This is a genomic window from Actinotignum sp. usb-actsch-rep-73, assembly GCF_059082735.1.
The window spans coordinates 15325-33562 of record NZ_JBHNPV010000072.1; the positions used below are offsets into that span (position 1 = coordinate 15325).

The following is an 18238-nucleotide window of genomic DNA, read 5'->3' on the forward strand; positions in this document are numbered from 1 at the left end:
TATGAAGCTGATTCGTATCGAGTTCGCAGGAATCGGCCCTTTCTCTGGAAAGGAAACGATCGATTTCACCCGATTCGACGACTCCGGTTTGTTCCTGCTTGAAGGACCCACCGGGGCTGGAAAATCAACAATTCTTGATGCGATTACATTTGCATTGTACGGAATTGTTGCGCGCGGAAGCGACTCAACGAAGGATCGCTTGCGTTCTGACCATGTTCCGGCCAAAGCGAAGTCCTATGTCGAACTAGTCTTTGAAGTCTCCGAAGGTTTCTTCAAGGTCTACCGAGAACCCACATATATCCCCGAGGGCAATAAGACTGCGCGTAACGGGCAGTTGACGTTGATTCAGGTACACCCCGTCGAATCAGCCGATGGTCATTTTACCTACGTTGATGGGGATCCCATCGGCCGTAACGCCGCCGAGATGAATCAGTGGATCACGCAAGCGGTTGGTCTGACAAAAGACCAGTTCGTTCAAACCGTCGTTCTTCCTCAAGGAAAGTTCGCTGATTTCTTGATGGCAAAGTCAGAGCAACGTGAAGCGCTTCTGAAAGATATTTTCAACACTCATCTTTTTACGACCTTCCAAAAGAAGCTTGCTGAAGTATCAAAACAACATTCAGATGACGTAGTAGAGGCAGAACGCGAGGTCACCCGTCGTTTCAGCGATCTAGAGAGCCTGTACGGACACCTTCAGGACTTCATTCGCCCCGCAGATGCTGATTCTTCCCACGATTCTCCTTTCTTAGCTTCACAGGATTCCCCCTCATCATTTGCGGATGTCGATCCTCTTGACCCCGATTCACAGCAGGCATCGACGCTGGCGATCACTCTCGCCCAGAGTGCTCATCGCGTATGCGATGAAGAAGAAGCCAAGCTCCCCGGGTTGATCGATATAGCCGAAGCATGTCACCGCGAGCTCGAAGCTACCCGCGCCTTGAACTCCTTGGTTGAAGAACGCATGGAACTCCAATCTCACTTGGAGATGCTGATGGAGCACGCTTTGATCATTGATCAGTACAAGAAGCGTCATTCCGATGCTCTTATTGCTTCCTCGCTCTCTGGGCCGGTTCGTCAATTCACCGACGCTCGCGACTATATGTCAGTCAAAAATACCGAGCTTCTCACTGCGCATCGTCAGCTTCGCTCACGGTTCACGACCCTTTCGCATATTGAGGAAGATTCTCTTTCCTCTCACATGGTTGACGAGCTTTTAGAAGAACTCAGCACCATTGTGGAAGCTCTCAGTGCCAAGAAAGCAACTCTTGAGAACCTCACGTCACTCGAGCAAGAACTCAGTAATGAACGCGAAGAACAAGAGGCATTAACAGCCTCACTTGCTGTACTCACCCAGAAACGCACCCAGCTTGAAGACCAGCTTTCCCAGCTTCCCAAAATGCGTGAAAGCGCCCTTCAGGGACGCGAAAACATGTTGAAAGACTTGGAGCTCTTCGCAACAGGCGAACGCGACATGGCGCTCTTACAACCGCGTTACCAGGCTGCATGTGAAGTCGCTGAGCATATCGAAATCCTCAAGATCAGGGCTAAGAACATTCAAAGTGCTCGTCGCCGGGCGCAAGAAGCTAACATCGCTTCCCTCCAAGCACATATGCGGTGGATGGATCACGCCAGTGGCAGTCTTGCCACCCAGCTTGAAGACGGCAAGCCCTGCCCTGTTTGTGGTTCGGTGGAGCATCCAGCTCCGGCACGTATCGACCAGACGGACGCTGTCACCCTCGAAGACCTTGATGCTGTCGATCAGGCGCGTTCGAAAGCAGAGCAGGAATTGAACGAAGCACATATGCTTCACGCTCAGACCAACCAAGCCATAGCGAGCGGAAACACAATTGCACGTGCGGATAAAGCTTCGTTGGAACTCGAAATCAAGAATGCTCAAGAAAGAATCGACAAGCATTCAGCGTTGTCTCAAACGATCAAGGAACTTGATCAGGCTCTGGCCGAACTTGAGCAGAACATTAGCCGTGTGAAAGACGAGCTCGCTGAAACCAAGGTTGAAATTGGCAAGGCGCAGTCACAACACTCTTCGCTTGCCCAATCAATCGATACGAAGCAGGCTCGGTGTGAAGAAGGCCGTGGAACCTTTGAATCAATCGAAGCGCATCTGGCGAATGTCAGCGATTCTTTGACTGAAGCTCGCACGCATCACAAGCACCTCCAAGAGTGGAATCAAAGCTATGCGCGCCTTGAAACTACAACGAATGCGCTGACGCAGGCTCTCACTGATTCGCCGTGCGCTTCCATCGAGGAAGCCCTCGCTTTCGTTGATTCACATTTCATCGCTGGCGAAGAGCTCCGTGCATTAAAGGACCAGATTGACTCCCATCAGAGTGATCTTCAGATAACGCGAAACCAACTCCTGGACAAACGTCTTGCCAATGTTGCTGATCGAAGTGTGCAGTCTACGGCGGCCTTGGAAGAAGCGGATACCAATGCGACGGCTGCGCGCGATGCCATGCAACACCGCTGTGGTCAGCTCAGTGCTCTTGTGGGACAGATTGACGATGCTCACACGCACTTTAAGACCGCCGTGGCAGAGCTCGACCATGTCCGAGCAGAAGTTGCTCCGTACCAGCGTCTTGTGAATATCGTCAACGGTGGATCTCTCAATCTCAGTTCGACTCCCCTATCATCATGGGTGCTAGTGTCGCGTCTCAATGAGGTTTTGGATGCGACGAATCCTCGTCTCAGCGCATTCTCCGGTGGTCGCTACCAACTGATCTGCAGACCAGAAGATGGCACTCGTTCAAAGAAGTCTGGGTTGGGGTTGGCAATTCACGATCTGGAAACAGACCGCATTCGCAAGACCCAAACGTTGTCCGGTGGCGAAACGTTCTATACCTCTCTCGCACTGGCGTTGGGATTGGTTGACATTGTCACTGCTGAATCGGGGGGCACGGAAATCAAATCGATGTTCATCGATGAAGGATTCGGCTCATTGGACTCCGATACGCGTGATGTCGTCATGCACCACCTGCATGCGTTGCGCCAGAGTGGTCGAACCGTTGGTGTCATCAGCCACGTCGAAGAGATGTCAAAGCAGATCAGCGATCAGATCCATGTTCGCCCCAAAGCAAATGGGGGTTCAAGCTTGTCGATCGACTTCTGATTCCAGGCGACACATTATCCCCTTCCGTTTCAATAGACGGTTTGTCAGGGAGGAAGGGAAAGGCCTTGCTTCATCGTGTGTGGGGCTAGCGTTGATCACGCTAGCCCCACACACGATGCATCAGGGATCAGTAAATACAGATTCCTACTTCAGAATCTCGCGCAGCGCATCTCGTTCCGACACATCAAACCACTGCAGAGGAAACTCCCAGAGATCACTAATCGCGTGGTCTGCCTGGTCTTGATTATCGGCTTCTATCACGCGCCGAACCTGCTCCGATGTTTCACCATCATCGGCAAGAATCGCAACGACATCGTTCCAATCACACCGAACATTGTTGACTTCAAGCACTCCGGTTCCAGAAGGCACTGCGTCCGTTTGAATGTCAGTTGCAAGCACAATACGCGCATATGCATGCGTTGGGGCATCGCGCAGAAGAATCAGCGAAGCCAACGCAGCCTCGACCTGCGCATCATCTTCAAGCACTTCAACGTCCTCACGCCCCATGTCTGGGGAAGGAACGGCTACGAAGGCCTGTCGCAAAGAAATCTGTTCTTCGCCAAGATCAGACGATAGAGCGGGGAAATATACGCGCATAGCTTCAGTGTTCCACACTTACCCTTGTGTCTTGCTTGTCATTGAGCGCGTTGAAGCAAATAGCTTCCTCTCTTCGCAACACATGCGAGCACTATAACCCTGATGAGGCGATGATGCGCCGCTTCAAACTCATCATTTTTCTTTGAAAAAACACCATTTTTTAGCTCTTCTAGGGCTTTTGTCGTTACGAAGAACAGTTGAAAAGCATTCAGGGGTAAAAAGTTATCCACAGGACTTGAAATCTATTGACAGCATCCACCCACAGACCGCACACTCATAACTCATAAACAACCTTTACACAAAAACCTATATCGGCGCGTCGCAATATCGCACCTCATTCGATGGCACTTTTTAACGCGCGCACCACATCCCCAGCGCAAGGAAGGGAGTAGCAAATACAGCGGTACACAATCAGCCCTTCATGTCTACATGACGGACGATGAACACAGTCAAACACACCGAGAATCTCAAGATAAGAGGAGCTATACCAATGGCAACGATGCCAGCCTCCTTCCCGTACATGCCCGAACGTCGCATGTTTCGCTGGGACCTCACAATCGACGTTCCTCCGAAGCAACAAGCTGACACTCGGACATGGCTCGAATCGCGGGCTACTCCCTACGGGCACTATCCAGACACACTTCCTGACGTGGGACCGTGGGCTGCAGGTTTTGCCCGCGCAGCCATCGAGGCAGTCCTTGATCTCAGGGACAAACGTCAGCTGGAGCGCTGGATGCTTCCGCAACTTTTCAACGCTTTCAAACACCTGAGTTTCCGGGAAGAAGGCGACGAAGAAACCCGAACAGGGTGTATCCCCGTCACGTGGCGAGCAAGCGAGCCCAGCCCCGGAAAAGTTGAAGCGTCCGTCGTTATTCGCGGTGCTGCACGATGCTATGCGGTGGCACTGCGCCTACAAGAGTTCAAAGGTCGCTGGATGACGACCGCTCTTGAAATCGCTTAGAAGTTCACAGCGATTGAAGTAAACGAACTTCTCCCCAGAAAACATCAATGACGATGTTCTTCTGGGGAGCAGTTTTCGTTTTTTATCGTCGCCTTCTTAGATAATCACCAAGGCGAGAGCCAGCGCTTATTTTCGATGACGCGCTTTCTTTGCCGACGCGCGACGCTGAGCACGATTCGACGACGCGCCAGACGAGGTTGCCCTGCCCTGCGTTGCCGTCCCATCGGACGATGAGTAGCTGAGCTTCGCCAGGTTGAGGCGCTGAGCTTCGCCGATGACAACCTGCGCCTTAGCAGCGGCAACGGGGCTGGCCGGAGCAGGCGCATCAGCAGACTCGGCCTGGGCGGCCGGTTCTTCTGCCGATTCCTTCGCAGATTCATCATCTTTAAAGAGGCCTTGTTCCTTTGCCTGTTCAAAAGCACGCTCGAACTGGTGGGAAACAGAGAAGACCTGCTGGACCGATTCTTCCTTGATGCGCTCCATCATGGATTGGAACATCTGAGCGCCCTCGTCTTTGTATTCGACGAGCGGGTCGCGCTGACCCATGGCACGCAGGCCAATACCTTCCTTGAGGTAGTCCATTTCGTAGAGGTGCTCACGCCAGAGACGGTCAACGGTCGCGACAACAACACGACGTTCAAGGTCACGCATCGGTTCTTCACCAAGCTGACCGCGAGCAAGCGGATTGGCCTTCAGAGCTTCTTCCGCATCCTCGTAGACAGCGGTAATGTCACCGTAGATTTCTTCGACCAAGTCTTCACGAACCAGCGAACCTGCCCCACCGTGTTCTTCTTCGACTTCCTGATAGGTCACTGACGGTGGGTAGTAGCCACGCAACGTATCCCAGAGAACGTCAAGGTCCCATTCGGCGGGGCTGATACCACCGGTCTTTTCATCGATAATTCCAGTGACCAGTGAACGCATGAAGTTCTTCATCTGGGGCTCGAGGTCTTCGCCTTCGAGGACACGACGGCGCTCATCGTAGATCAGTTCACGCTGATTGGTCATCACGTCGTCGTACTTCAGAACGTTCTTTCGAATTTCGAAGTTGCGCGCTTCAACCTGGTGCTGCGCCGATGCGATCGAACGTGAAACAAGCTTGTTTTCCAGCGGCAGGTCTTCGGGGTATGCGCCCGAGGCCATGATGCGTTGCGCCATACCCGAGTTGAACAGGCGCATCAGGTCGTCTTCCATGGACAGGTAGAAGCGCGATTCGCCGGGGTCACCCTGACGTCCGGAACGACCGCGCAGCTGATTGTCGATGCGACGTGATTCGTGGCGTTCTGAACCCAAAACGTACAGGCCACCAAGCTCACGGACCTCTTCGCGTTCTGCCTGGACGGCCGCATCTGCTTCTTCAAGGGCGATCGGCCACGCCGCACGGTATTCGTCAGCATTTTCCTTCGGGTCAAGTCCCTTGGCCGCGAGGTTTGCCTGAGCGATGAACTCGGAGTTACCACCGAGCATAATGTCGGTGCCTCGACCAGCCATGTTGGTTGCCACCGTGACTGCACCCTTGCGACCGGCCATTGCGACAACGGCAGCTTCGCGCGCGTGCTGCTTTGCGTTCAGGACCTGGTGCGGAATGTGTCGTTGCTTGAGCAACTGGGACAGCAGTTCGGACTTTTCAACCGAAGCGGTACCCACCAAAACCGGCTGTCCCTTTTCGTGGCGCTCAGCGATATCTTCAATGATTGCCTTGAGCTTGCCGGCTTCAGATGGGAAAACGAAGTCCGGCTGATCCTTGCGGATCATCGGCTTGTTTGTCGGGATCGGGATAACGCCGATCTTATAGGTGGAGGCGAATTCCGCTGCTTCGGTTTCTGCCGTACCGGTCATACCAGCGCGGGAGCCCTCCGGGTAGAGGCGGAAGTAGTTCTGCAAGGTGATCGTTGCCAGGGTCTGGTTTTCAGCCTGGATTTCGACGCCTTCCTTGGCTTCGATCGCCTGGTGCATACCGTCGTTGTAGCGACGCCCCGGAAGGACACGGCCGGTGTGCTCGTCGACGATCAGAACTTCACCGTCGGTGACAATGTAGTCCTTGTCTTTGTGGAAGAGTTCCTTGGCGCGGATCGAGTTGTTCAGGAAGCCGATCAGTGGAGTATTTGCTGCCTCGTACAGGTTTTCGACGCCGAGCTGGTCTTCGACGTGGTCAATACCTGCTTCGAGAACACCAATGGTCTTCTTCTTTTCATCAACTTCGTAGTCAACGTCGCGCTCAAGCATGCGTGCAATGCGAGCGAATTCCATGTACCAGTGGTTGACGTCGCCCGAGGCCGGACCCGAAATGATGAGTGGCGTACGGGCCTCATCAATGAGGATCGAGTCAACTTCGTCGACGATGACGTAGTTGTGGCCACGTTGAACCATGTCATCGAGGGTGGATGCCATGTTGTCGCGCAGGTAATCGAAGCCAAACTCGTTGTTGGTTCCGTAGGTGATGTCAGCTTCGTACTGCCTACGGCGTTCTGCAGGCTTCTGTCCGACCAGTACACAGCCGGTGGTCAGGCCGAGGAAATTGTAGACTCGAGCCATGATGTCCGACTGGTATTTTGCCAGGTAGTCGTTGACCGTAACGACGTGGACGCCCTTGCCGGTGAGTGCACGCAAGTATGCGGGCATCGTGGCGACGAGGGTCTTGCCTTCACCGGTCTTCATTTCGGCAATGTTGCCCTTGTGCAGTGCGATGCCCCCCATGACCTGGACGTGGAAGGGACGCATACGCAGGATGCGCCAGGATGCTTCGCGGACTGTTGCGAAAGCTTCAACGAGGAGGTCGTCGAGGGTTTCGCCCTCTTCAAGACGAGCCTTGAATTCGGCGGTTTTTGCCTGGAGTTCTTCGTCCGTGAGCGCTTCGAAGTCTTCTTGCAACGCATCAACCTGAGTGGCAAGCTGATCAAACTTCTTGAGCGTACGGCCTTCGCCGGCTCGCAGAATCTTGTCAATGAGGGACACAGATACTCCTGACGTTCATTTCGGACCGTCGTCCGATTGTGCGTGCGCACCGAACCAGTCTACGTAAAGATAGGCGCACACTCGAATTATGAGCGTCGAAAGTTAGTATTTTCCGCTCACATTTATCCCAGTGCGCTCCACGCTCGCCCAGGGTACGAGGCCGGGATCATCACCTAGTCGCGATCCTGTCAGTGCCCGGTGGCAGATAAACAAAAACACCCACGCCACAAAGCATGAGTGCAAATGGTACCCCCAGCCGGATTTGAACCGGCGTTAACGCCGTGAGAGGGCGTCGTCCTAGGCCGCTAGACGATGGGGGCGCTGAAATTCTCATGGTGAAAACTTCAAGTTAAACCGAGCAAATCGGTTTGGTACCCCCAGCCGGATTTGAACCGGCGTTAACGCCGTGAGAGGGCGTCGTCCTAGGCCGCTAGACGATGGGGGCCTATCGGAAAACATACGTTCCGATGGCTGGGGTACCAGGACTCGAACCTAGAATGGCTGAACCAGAATCAGCTGTGTTGCCAATTACACCATACCCCATTGGCAATCGCAGTCACCGCTGAGGTTTCTTGCGACGAAAAGAAAGATTAGTCGAGTGTGGCACTAATGCCAAATCGAGCGGGCATGTTTCGACTCACATTCTCCTGCCCCTCCCCGTTCATCAGGGAGATGGCGCATTGAAACAACGTCTTTCACGTTCAGCGATCCGCGATGCACCTCGCACATTCACGATGAAAACAAAGCGGAGAATCAGAGCGGAAGATGCCGAAAGCCACACTTGGCCTCCCCCAAACGCTTTCGTGCCAATCGGTTGCTACCGGCTGGCACGAAAGCGTTGAGGAAATCAGGCGAGCGTCGCGATGAAGCGATCAAGGCGAGCAAGGGTTTCTTCCTTGCCCAGGATTGCCATCGAGTCAACAACGGGCAGCGACACGTTCGAGCCGGTCATCGCCACGAAGAGCGGGCCGAATGCGAAGCGTGGCTTCACCCCCATCTCTTCGACCAGCTTGGCATCGAGCGCGGGCTTGATTGCCTGAGCACTGAAGTCATCGAGTCCGGCAAGAACCTCACGTGCGGCGGCGAGCACGCCCGGAGCGGAATCCTTGAGCTTGGAAACAGCCTTTTCGTTGTACTCGAGGGCGCTTGCGCCGACGAACAGGAAACGCATCAGTGGACCAGCCTCACCGAGCGTCTGAATGCGGGTCTGCGCCAGCGGAGCAGCAGCGTCGAGGGTTGCCTTCTCGGTATCGGTGAGCTCGGAGTAGATTGCGGCGCTCATGTAGCCTTCGCGTGCCAGGAACGGCACTAGGCGACGGGTGAAATCACAGGTGTCGAGGCGACGAATGTGCTCGGCGTTGGTGGCGACGGCCTTCTTCTGATCGAAGCGCGCCGGGTTCGGATTCACCTGAGCAATATCGAACGCTTCAATCATTTCGTCCATCGTGAAGATGTCACGGTCGGGTGCGATCGACCAGCCGAGGAGGGCGAGGTAGTTGTTCAGGCCCTCGGGAATCATGCCGGCTTCCTTGTGGAGTAGCAGGTTCGATTCGGGGTCGCGCTTGGAGAGCTTCTTGTTGCCCTCACCCATGACGTAGGGCAGGTGACCGAAGCGAGGCATGAACTTGGCGATGCCGAGTTCTTCGAGTGCGCGATAGAGAACGATCTGGCGCGGGGTGGAGGACAGCAGGTCTTCGCCACGCAGAACGTGCGTGATCTCCATCAGTGCATCGTCGACCGGGTTCACCAGCGTGTAGAGCGGGTGGCCATTGGCACGAACGATGACGTAGTCCGGAACCGAGCCTGCTTTGAAGGTGATTTCACCGCGGATAAGGTCGTTGAACGTGATGTCTTCGTCGGGCATGCGCATGCGCAGAACCGGCTTGCGGCCTTCAGCCTTGAATGCAGCGACCTGTTCTTCGGTGAGGTCACGGTCGAAGCCGTCGTAGCCAAGCTTCGGGTCTTCGCCCTTTGCGCGGTGGCGTTCTTCGATTTCTTCGGGGGTGGAGTAGGACTCGTAGGCGAAACCATTTTCGAGGAGCTTTGCTGCGACATCAGCGTAGATGTCCATGCGCTCGGACTGGCGGTACGGGCCGTGAGGGCCACCCTTGTTGACCCCTTCGTCCCAGTCAAGGCCAAGCCATGCCAGGGAGTCGAGGATCTGGTCGAACGATTCCTGGGAATCGCGAGCAGCGTCGGTGTCTTCGATACGGAAGACGAAGGTACCGCCGGTGTGGCGCGCGTATGCCCAGTTGAACAGGCAGGTTCGGACCATTCCTACGTGGGGTGTACCGGTCGGTGAGGGGCAGAATCGAACGCGCACGTCGGCGCCGGAAGCAGTCGTTTCACTCATGATGCTTTTATCTTACTCGCCCCGGCGGGCAGTATTTTTCGTCGGGGCTAGGCTTGTTCCCAATACGTCATTTTCTCGGCAGGCATCAGAGGGTATCGATGACTGCTTCGGCGACCCGATAAAGGAGCAATCGTGCCAATTCGTACTTTTACTGATGCTGAGCTTCATCGCGTGGGCTCGTTGAAATGGACGGGGATGACCCGTAAGGATGGCTCCCCCACGATCGGCGCGTGGGTTGCCGAGATGGATTTCGGTACTGCTCCCAGCGTCGCGAAGGCGATGACGGATTGCATCAATGATGGACTATTGGGCTACCAGCCGTCGTGGTTGGCACCGAAGCTTGCTGAAGCAACCGCCTCTTTCCAAAAGCGTCGTTTCGGCTGGGATCTGCGCCCGGACCAGGTTCGTCTCGTGACGTCCGTTCTCCCCGCATTGGAACTGACGATGACCAAGTTGATGCGCCCGGGTACGCCGGTGATCGTTCCGACGCCGGCTTATATGCCTTTCCTTTCAATGCCCACCGAGGCTGGCCACCCCGTTATCGAGGTTCCCTCCCTTCACGGCGATACTGCCGGTGACAAGGGGTGGGCGCTCGATCTGGAGGGCATCAAAACAGGTCTTGAGGCTGGAGCGGGCCTCGTGATTCTCTGCAACCCGTGGAATCCGACCGGCCGTGTTTTTGACGAAGCTGAACTTCGTGCGCTCGGCGAGCTGGTCAGCCAGTATGACGCCCTCGTGTTCAGCGACGAGATCCATTCTCCCCTGGTCCTCGACGAGGTTCCTTTCCTCTCCTACGCTCGTCTTGATCCGCGTTTTGCCGCGCACACGGTGACGGCGACCGCTGCGTCGAAGGGGTGGAATATCGCGGGGCTTCCGTCTGCTCAAGTGATTCTTCCCGACGAGGCGCTTCGTGAGCGCTGGGATGAGCAGGGTCAAAAACTGCATTTCCACGCTTCGACGATCGGCACTGTTGGCACGATCGAAGCCTACGAGAATGGTGTCGAGTGGCTCGACGAAGTCCGCGACTATATTCGCTTGAACGTCGATGCACTCGAGGCTGCGATCGCACACTCCCCCATTGATTTCGTTCGCCCGCAGGGCACGTACTTGTCGTGGTGGGGATTCGCGGGCTTGGGCCTGAATCCTTCACCTGCGATCGCTCTGCGCGAGCAAGCCGGAATCGCAGTCAATGACGGTAAGACTCTGGGCGCCGACTACGCCGATTGGGCGCGCTTCAACCTGGCATGCTCGCACGAAACAATTGCGGAGATGATCGACCGCGTTCTCGCCTTGGTCGCGGGTGCACGTCTGGGCTGATTTTTAACCGGCTGGCTTTCTGGCGATTGACAGGGCCAAGCACCTAAAAACAGACCTGTGGGGAGCAGTTCATTGAACTGCTCCCCACAGGTCTAACAGGCAAAAGGGGCGCTACTATTCGGGGTCTCGAACCGTGTTGCGAAGGGTGCCGATGCCTTCGATGGTGACCTCAACGGTTTGACCGGGTTTCATTTCGCTGACCCCCTTGGGGGTTCCGGTGATGATGACATCGCCGGGCAATAGCGTGAAGATCGACGACACGTAGGAGAGAAGTTCCGCAACAGTGTGGATCATGTTGGCGGTCGTATCGTCTTGGCGAACTTCGCCATCGACCGTGGTCGTGATCCGCAGGTTGTTGATATCCAAGTTCGGGTCAACGGTGATCCAGGGCCCCAGCGGGCAGGACGTGTCGAAGCCCTTTGCGCGAGTCCACTGCGAGTCGGCTCGCTGAATATCACGAGCGGTCACGTCGTTTGCAATGGTGTATCCAAGGATGACCTTGTCGACGTCCTCAACCGGAACATCCTTTGCCAGGGACTTAATAATGACTGCGAGCTCGCCTTCATGATGCAGTTCATCGCACCAGGACGGGCGAATGATCGGATCATCGGGGCCGATGACAGAGGTGTTCGGCTTCAAGAAGACGACCGGCATATCCAGGGCTTCGCCTCCCATTTCGCGCGCATGATCGGCGTAGTTCTTACCGATCGCAACGACCTTGGAACGCGGAATGACCGGAGAAAGCAAGCGAACTTCATCAAGCTCAACGATTCGCCCATCGGGCTCAACCGGATTGAACAGCGGGTCGCCCTTCAGGACAACGATTCGGGTTGAGCCATCTTCAAGGGCTCCATAACGTGGTGAGTCACCGTCAGAAAAACGCACGATCTTCATAGTCAAAGCCTAAACCGCGAGCGCCTTTTTGTCGGAACAGGGCGCACACGCTGGCAATGTTCAGGGCACCGTGTGGCCAGCAGAATATGCCACCGCGGAGGCAGGTTGTCCCCGAGGGCAAGTTTTGCGTGGCGCGTTGGCCCCGCCGACGTAGTCGGTGGAATCCACACAACACGCAATTGTCTGAACGTGAGGGGATTGCCTACAAAGCGGTGGCGATCTCGTCGATCTGAAGGTGAACAGTGTGGTAAAACGCCGGTGCCTCGGGCATGAGCCCGGAGCACCGGCGTTGAGTCAGGATGGCTTTCTGATGGGCTTCGTCAATACGAAGCCGTTTCAGCACACAACTTCGAAGGCGGACGGGAAGTCCAATCGCGCGGCATCAGGAGACTTTTTCCTCGGCCCAGGTGTCGGTCGGCAGATCGCCGGGAAGTAGCGGATTGTCCGTGCCGACGAAAACGGGGATCTCGACGCCGGCCTTGCGCTGAGCTTCGTAGTCGCGCAGGGCACCCAGGCCCCACTTCGAGAGCCAGAGCAGGGCGATCAGGTTGGTGACGGTCATGACGGCCATCGCAATATCGACGGCGTTCCAGACCAGGTCCAGCGAGACCAGCGCACCGAGGACAACGGACCCGACGGAGATAACGCGAACAGTCCAGGTTGCCCACTTCTTGCCGGTCACGAACGTCATGTTCGTTTCGGAGTAGACGTAGGCGGCGATGATCGACGAGTACGCGAGGACGAAGATGAGGACGGCCATCGGCATGATGGTCCATTGACCGAGCTCGTTCGCGACGGCCACGGAGGTCAGGTTTGCGGGACTGATACCCTCGGCTCCCCAGACATCCGGGCCTGCGATCAGGATGACGAACGCGGTGGCGGTACACACGATGACCGTATCGATGAAAACGCCGAGGGACTGAATGAGCCCCTGGGACACGGGGTGCGCAACAGTCGCGGTTGCAGCGGCGTTCGGGGCAGTGCCCTGGCCGGCTTCGTTCGAGAAGAGGCCTCGCTTCGTGCCGTTGATCAGGGCGGCGAGAATGCCACCACCGAGGCCACCAACGAGTGGCTGGGGCGCGAATGCGGAGGAGAAGATCTGGCCGAGGACGGCTCCGAACTGGCCGATGTTCATGATGACGATGATCGCGACCATGATGACGTAGATCGTGGCCATGATCGGGGCCATCCATTCGGTCACGCGGGCGACGGTGCGGATACCGCCGAAGATGACCATGGAGGAGAAGACGAACAGCAGGGCACCGATGATGATCTGTGCCCGGGTGAGTGAAGCGATGACGGGCTCAGAGCCGGCGTCACCAAGTGCAGAGAGCAGGGTTCCTGCGATGGCGTTCGACTGGACGGAGGTGATGACGAATGCGCAGGTGACAACGGTGATGACAGCGAAGACTGAGGCAAGTACCTTGTTCTTCATACCGAGCGAAATGTAGTACGCGGGACCGCCACGGAATGTGCCGTCAGCAACGCGGACTTTGAAGACCTGCGCGAGCGTTGCCTCGAAGAATGCGGTCGCCATCCCGACGAGGGCGACGATCCACATCCAGAAAATTGCGCCCGGACCACCCATCAGCAAAGCTGCTGCCACGCCGAACACGTTGCCGACGCCGACGCGGGCGGCGAGCGAAATCGTGAACGCCTGGAAGGACGAGATGCCGCCCTTCGCGCCTTGACGCGAGCCGGTGACAGCGCGAATCATCGACGGGAAATGCCTCAGTTGCACACCACGAGAAGCGATGGTCAGGAAAAGGCCGGTGCCAACGAGAACCCAGACTGTCACGTGTAACGTGAGCCAGTCTGCGACCGCCAGAATCTGATTTGCAAGGTCTTCCACGTCGCACTCCTTTCTTGTCCACCACTGTGGTGGGTTACGGCTAACGGGACGCGCTAAGCATGGCACATGATCTGCTTTCCCCGTTTTTCGATCCACAACGTGACCACTTGGGTGCACTTCCAGTTGGCGGTCGGGGTACGAGGCTCATCGTTGAACGCGTTTCCTTAAACAGGCAGTTATTCACAGGCTCACATCGCCTGTCCCTTCTATCCAAACATTTAATAACCAGCGTTTGGGGGCAGTCGTCTTTCTGGGACAATGGGACCATGACAGCGAGCTTGAATGAACTTCTGGACCAGTTGGAAGACGATGGCCTGTTGAAGGATCCTGATGCGCTCTACGAAGCGTTTACTTCGTGGGCGGCCTCAACGGGCAGGCCACTGTATCCGCATCAGGAAGAGTCGTTCCTTGAGCTCCTCGACGGGAAGCACATTATTGCTGCAACCCCAACTGGGTCGGGCAAGTCGATGATCGCGTTGGCCGCGCACTTCGTGTCGATGGCGAATGGTGGGCGCTCGTATTACACAGCACCTCTGAAGGCTCTTGTTTCAGAGAAGTTCTTCGATCTGGTCGCACTTTTTGGTGCGCAGAACGTTGGCATGGTGACGGGCGACGTGTCCCTCAATCCTCTGGCGCCGATTATCTGCTGCACGGCTGAAATCTTGGCGAATCAGTCTCTGCGTGAAGGCCCATCCTTGGATGCGGACATGATCGTGATGGATGAGTTCCACTATTACGGGGATCCGCAGCGAGGATCAGCATGGCAGATTCCCCTGCTGGAGCTCACGAAACCTCAGTTTGTCGCGATGTCTGCGACACTTGGTGACACCGCGTTCTTCCGTCGTACGTGGCAGGAACGCACCGGACGCGAGGTCGCGTTGATTGATAATGCGAAGCGCCCGGTTCCTCTTGAATTTGAATATGTTGTCGATCGTTTGGATGACACGGTCGAGCGCCTGTTCAACGAGGGCCGCTGGCCGGTCTACATCGTGCATTTTTCTCAGAAAGATGCCGTTTCAACTGCGCAATCATTTAATAAGCGCACGTTGATCAGCGATGACCAAAAGAAGAAGATCAACGCCGAGCTTGCAACCGTGAGCTTTGCGAAGGGATTCGGTCAGACTCTGCGGTCTCTACTCACCCAGGGAATTGGTGTTCACCATGCCGGTATGCTCCCCCGCTATCGCCGACTGGTTGAACGCCTCACACAGCAGGGCTTGCTCCCCATCGTGTGCGGAACTGACACTCTTGGTGTTGGTATCAACGTGCCCATTCGCACGGTGTTGTTGACGTCATTGGTGAAGTTCGATGGCAACAAGATGCGTCACCTATCAGCACGTGAATTCCATCAAATTGCTGGTCGTGCAGGTCGCGCTGGCTTCGACACCGTCGGCTATGTGCGTGTTCTTGCTCCTGAGCATGAGATTGAGGCTGCCCGCGAGCGCGCGAAGCTCAGTGCGGCCCAGGAAGCGGCTCGCGACGTGCGTGAGTTGAAGCGCGCCCAGAAGAAGCATGCGAAGAAGAGTAAGGGTCCTGGCGACGGAACGATCTCGTGGACAAAGGCGACGTTCACGCGTTTGACGCAAGAGCAGCCCGAACAGTTGCGTTCACAGTTCTCAATGACGCACTCGATGGTCTTGAATGTTCTTGCCGGAGCGGAAGTTGCAGGGCGTGATCCTGGAGCCCATTTGGTGGAGCTGGCCGTGGGCAACGATGACCGTTCCCAGGACTCGAACCCACATCTTCGCCGCTTGGGCGACATCTACTCCTCGTTGTTGCAGGCGGGCGTAGTCGAGCACGTCTCTACCGCTCAAGCGTTGAAGGAACATCGTCCCAGGCTCCGTGCGGCAACTGATTTGCCCGATGATTTTGCATTGAATCAGCCCCTGTCGCCGTTTGCACTTGCTGCGATTGAACTCTTGGATCCTGACTCGCCGTCATATGCGCTTGATGTTCTGTCCGTTGTGGAATCGGTTCTCGATGATCCTCGTCCACTGCTCTTTGCCCAGCGTTCTGTAGCCAAGGGTGAGGCCGTCGCCGCGATGAAGGCCGAGGGCATGGAGTATGACGAACGTATGGAAGCATTGGAATCGGTAACGTGGCCGATGCCGTTGGCTCATCTGTTGGAGTCGGCGTTCGCAACCTATGTGAAGGCGAATCCTTGGATCGGGAATCTTGAGATTTCTCCAAAGTCAGTTGTCCGTGAGATGGTTGAGAACGCGATGACATTCACGGAGCTTGTTTCCCGTTACGACGTGGGACGTTCCGAGGGCGTGCTGTTGCGTTATTTGACGGATGCATATCGTGGCATGAAGCAGATTATTCCCGATGATGCGATGACGGACGAGGTCGAGGCGATCATCGATTGGCTGGCTTGCCTGATTCGTGCGGTTGACTCCTCCTTGTTGGACGAGTGGGAGGCATTGGCTGAAGGCAAGGCCTCGAATTCTGCTACACAGACGGTTGGAAACGAGGTTGCGTTCGGCGCTGACGAGGACGGAACGATCGCGTTTACGACGAACAAGCATGCATTCCGTACGGCAGTGCGTAAGGCGATGTTCCATCGTGTAGAACTGATGAGCCGCGACGCGGTTGAGGCTCTGGCGCGCGAGGACGCCGATTCCGGGTGGGATGAAGAACGTTGGGATCACGTGTTGGAGCGCTACTGGGCAGAGTATGACTGGATCGGGATCGATCAGGAAGCCCGGTCGGCCTCATTGTGCGAATTGAATGAGCACCCTTCCCCCGCAGATCTTGAGGTTGCTGGCGCCGAGGCGGACGGTGACCACACGTATTGGTTGGCGACTCAGACACTGCTTGATCCGAATGGCGATGGCGACTGGCACCTCGTCGCCCTGATCGACCTTGTTGAATCCGATCGCCAAGACGGAGTCGCGCTGACCCTACTGTCCGTAGGCCCGCACTAAGAAGTTCACCGGCAAGCTCAAGAGCCTCGATGCGATTCACCTTGCAACAGCTTCGATCCTGACAAGTCCCAATACTCAGATCACTTTCTGCACGAATGATCTGAAGCTTGCTCGGGCAGCAGAAAAGAGAGAGTTTCCTATCGCAAGCCTGCTTCAGGGTTTTCATCTCTAACGGCTCAGCAGACGCCGGGCCTGTATTCACCTAGTCGATCGCAGTCAGCGGAACACATTCGGCGCCTGACACATCGATAAAGTCCAGCGGGCTCAACTCCACCGAATAGCCGCGCCTACCACCTGACACGATCATCGTGTCATGGTCCAAACAGGACTCATCAACAAATAAACGGTGCGAAGTCGTCTGTCCCAGCGGAGAAATCCCGCCCACCACGTATCCCGTACGACGCTGCGCGACAGCAGGATCCGCCATCTCAGCGTTCTTCGCACCCGCAGCCTTCGCGATCAGCTTCATCGACAGATGATGAAGAACCGGGATAATCCCGACAACGAACTCGCCGGTATTCAGTTTAACCATCAGCGTTTTAAATGCAGTCGCCGGATTAACACCGAGCTTCTCAACCGTTTCACCACCATACGTGCGAGCTTCGGGCGAATGCTCGTATTCGTGCAAGGTGAAGAAAATCCCGGCCTTATTCAATGCTTCAATCGCACGAGTCGGACCTGACGGCGAACTCACATTCGCTTTCTTTTTCCCCACTTGGATGCACCTGCTCAGATGATTACTGCGCGCGGATCAGAAACCACAGTCTTTCCGAACGGGAAGCACGTCACCGGAATCATCTTCAGATTCGCAAGCGCCACCGGAATACCGACGATCGTCACGGCTTGCGCAACAGCTGTTGCTACGTGCCCCATTGCGAGCCAGAGTCCAGCGATCAGGAACCAGACGACGTTCATCAGAGTCGACCCCGCGCCCGCATGTGGCAGAGGCACAACACTACGCCCGAACGGCCAGAGCACGTACTGTGCGATACGGAAGCACGCCAGGCCAGCCGGGATCGTCACAATGAAAACACACGCGATGATGCCGGCCAGCAGGTATCCCAGCCAAAGCCAGATGCCACCGAAGAGTAGCCAAATGATGTTGAGCAGCGTGCGCACGAAGTCTCCTTGAAGTCGTTGGTGAAGCTGCATCAATTATCTCGCATGCGCGGTGGGCGCGCTCTTCGAAAGTCAGTTGTTCAGAGCAAGTCAGGGATTATTCAGGGGGTACGAGGCCGGACTGCCGTACGATTCA

The 18238-nt window shown here is 56.0% G+C and carries 12 protein-coding genes and 3 tRNA genes; 4 read left to right on the top strand and 11 right to left on the bottom strand.

The window, feature by feature from the left end:
- Position 1: 1 nt before the first annotated feature.
- Positions 2–3127, top strand: coding sequence for an AAA family ATPase (locus AC5RE1_RS05675; protein WP_103633519.1), 3126 nt, complete (start codon positions 2–4; stop codon positions 3125–3127).
- Positions 3128–3271: 144 nt separating this feature from the next.
- Here the strand turns inward: AC5RE1_RS05675 and AC5RE1_RS05680 are convergent, their stop codons facing one another.
- Both AC5RE1_RS05680 and AC5RE1_RS05685 read right to left on the bottom strand, forming a co-directional pair.
- Positions 3272–3742 carry a DUF6912 family protein gene (locus AC5RE1_RS05680; protein WP_103633518.1) on the bottom strand — a complete coding sequence of 157 codons (471 nt, stop codon included), beginning with the start codon at positions 3740–3742 and terminating at the stop codon, positions 3272–3274.
- Between the two features lie 20 nt (positions 3743–3762).
- Positions 3763–3954, bottom strand: coding sequence for a hypothetical protein (locus AC5RE1_RS05685; protein ID WP_103633517.1), 192 nt, complete (start codon positions 3952–3954; stop codon positions 3763–3765).
- Between the two features lie 260 nt (positions 3955–4214).
- On the opposite strand from AC5RE1_RS05685, the gene AC5RE1_RS05690 reads away from it, so the two are divergent.
- Positions 4215–4685, top strand: coding sequence for an Rv3235 family protein (locus AC5RE1_RS05690; RefSeq protein ID WP_006681779.1), 471 nt, complete (start codon positions 4215–4217; stop codon positions 4683–4685).
- 126 nt (positions 4686–4811) lie between these two features.
- On the opposite strand, the gene secA is transcribed toward AC5RE1_RS05690, so the two are convergent.
- The 5 genes from secA to gltX all read right to left on the bottom strand — a co-directional run bounded on the left by secA (position 4812) and on the right by gltX (position 9993).
- Positions 4812–7640: a preprotein translocase subunit SecA gene (secA, locus tag AC5RE1_RS05695; protein ID WP_179370528.1), complete on the bottom strand. Its 2829-nt coding sequence runs from the start codon at positions 7638–7640 to the stop codon at positions 4812–4814.
- A gap of 244 nt (positions 7641–7884) precedes the next feature.
- A tRNA-Glu gene (locus tag AC5RE1_RS05700) sits at positions 7885–7960 on the bottom strand.
- 49 nt (positions 7961–8009) lie between these two features.
- Positions 8010–8085: transfer RNA gene (locus AC5RE1_RS05705), tRNA-Glu, on the bottom strand.
- Between the two features lie 23 nt (positions 8086–8108).
- Positions 8109–8183, bottom strand: a tRNA-Gln gene (locus AC5RE1_RS05710).
- A gap of 304 nt (positions 8184–8487) precedes the next feature.
- Positions 8488–9993, bottom strand: coding sequence for a glutamate--tRNA ligase (gene gltX, locus AC5RE1_RS05715; RefSeq protein ID WP_179370529.1), 1506 nt, complete (start codon positions 9991–9993; stop codon positions 8488–8490).
- Between the two features lie 132 nt (positions 9994–10125).
- Between gltX and AC5RE1_RS05720 the strand changes: the two genes are divergently transcribed.
- Positions 10126–11310, top strand: coding sequence for an aminotransferase class I/II-fold pyridoxal phosphate-dependent enzyme (locus tag AC5RE1_RS05720; protein WP_179370530.1), 1185 nt, complete (start codon positions 10126–10128; stop codon positions 11308–11310).
- Positions 11311–11424: 114 nt separating this feature from the next.
- Here AC5RE1_RS05720 and AC5RE1_RS05725 read toward each other — a convergent pair whose 3' ends face one another.
- Together AC5RE1_RS05725 and AC5RE1_RS05730 are read right to left on the bottom strand one after the other, a co-directional pair.
- Positions 11425–12204 (bottom strand): fumarylacetoacetate hydrolase family protein, encoded by a 780-nt coding sequence (locus AC5RE1_RS05725; RefSeq protein ID WP_179370531.1) that lies wholly within the window; start codon positions 12202–12204, stop codon positions 11425–11427.
- Positions 12205–12586: 382 nt separating this feature from the next.
- Positions 12587–14056: an alanine/glycine:cation symporter family protein gene (locus AC5RE1_RS05730; protein WP_179370532.1), complete on the bottom strand. Its 1470-nt coding sequence runs from the start codon at positions 14054–14056 to the stop codon at positions 12587–12589.
- Between the two features lie 266 nt (positions 14057–14322).
- Between AC5RE1_RS05730 and AC5RE1_RS05735 the strand changes: the two genes are divergently transcribed.
- A complete protein-coding gene (locus tag AC5RE1_RS05735; RefSeq protein WP_219585728.1) occupies positions 14323–16983 on the top strand; it encodes a DEAD/DEAH box helicase in 2661 nt (886 codons plus the stop codon).
- Between the two features lie 202 nt (positions 16984–17185).
- On the opposite strand, the gene ybaK is transcribed toward AC5RE1_RS05735, so the two are convergent.
- Together ybaK and AC5RE1_RS05745 are read right to left on the bottom strand one after the other, a co-directional pair.
- Positions 17186–17677, bottom strand: a complete 492-nt coding sequence (gene ybaK, locus AC5RE1_RS05740) for a Cys-tRNA(Pro) deacylase (RefSeq protein ID WP_285084384.1) — start codon at positions 17675–17677, stop codon at positions 17186–17188.
- Positions 17678–17712: 35 nt separating this feature from the next.
- Positions 17713–18102 (bottom strand): YccF domain-containing protein, encoded by a 390-nt coding sequence (locus tag AC5RE1_RS05745; protein ID WP_006681787.1) that lies wholly within the window; start codon positions 18100–18102, stop codon positions 17713–17715.
- Positions 18103–18238 lie beyond the last annotated feature (136 nt).

Coding starts and splice junctions, on each gene's coding strand:
- AC5RE1_RS05675 (WP_103633519.1), top strand. CDS start 2: ATGAAGCTGATTCGTATCGAGTTCGCAGGAATCGGCCCTTTCTCTGGA.
- AC5RE1_RS05735 (WP_219585728.1), top strand. CDS start 14,323: ATGACAGCGAGCTTGAATGAACTTCTGGACCAGTTGGAAGACGATGGC.
- AC5RE1_RS05725 (WP_179370531.1), bottom strand. CDS start 12,204: ATGAAGATCGTGCGTTTTTCTGACGGTGACTCACCACGTTATGGAGCC.
- AC5RE1_RS05690 (WP_006681779.1), top strand. CDS start 4,215: ATGGCAACGATGCCAGCCTCCTTCCCGTACATGCCCGAACGTCGCATG.
- gltX (WP_179370529.1), bottom strand. CDS start 9,993: ATGAGTGAAACGACTGCTTCCGGCGCCGACGTGCGCGTTCGATTCTGC.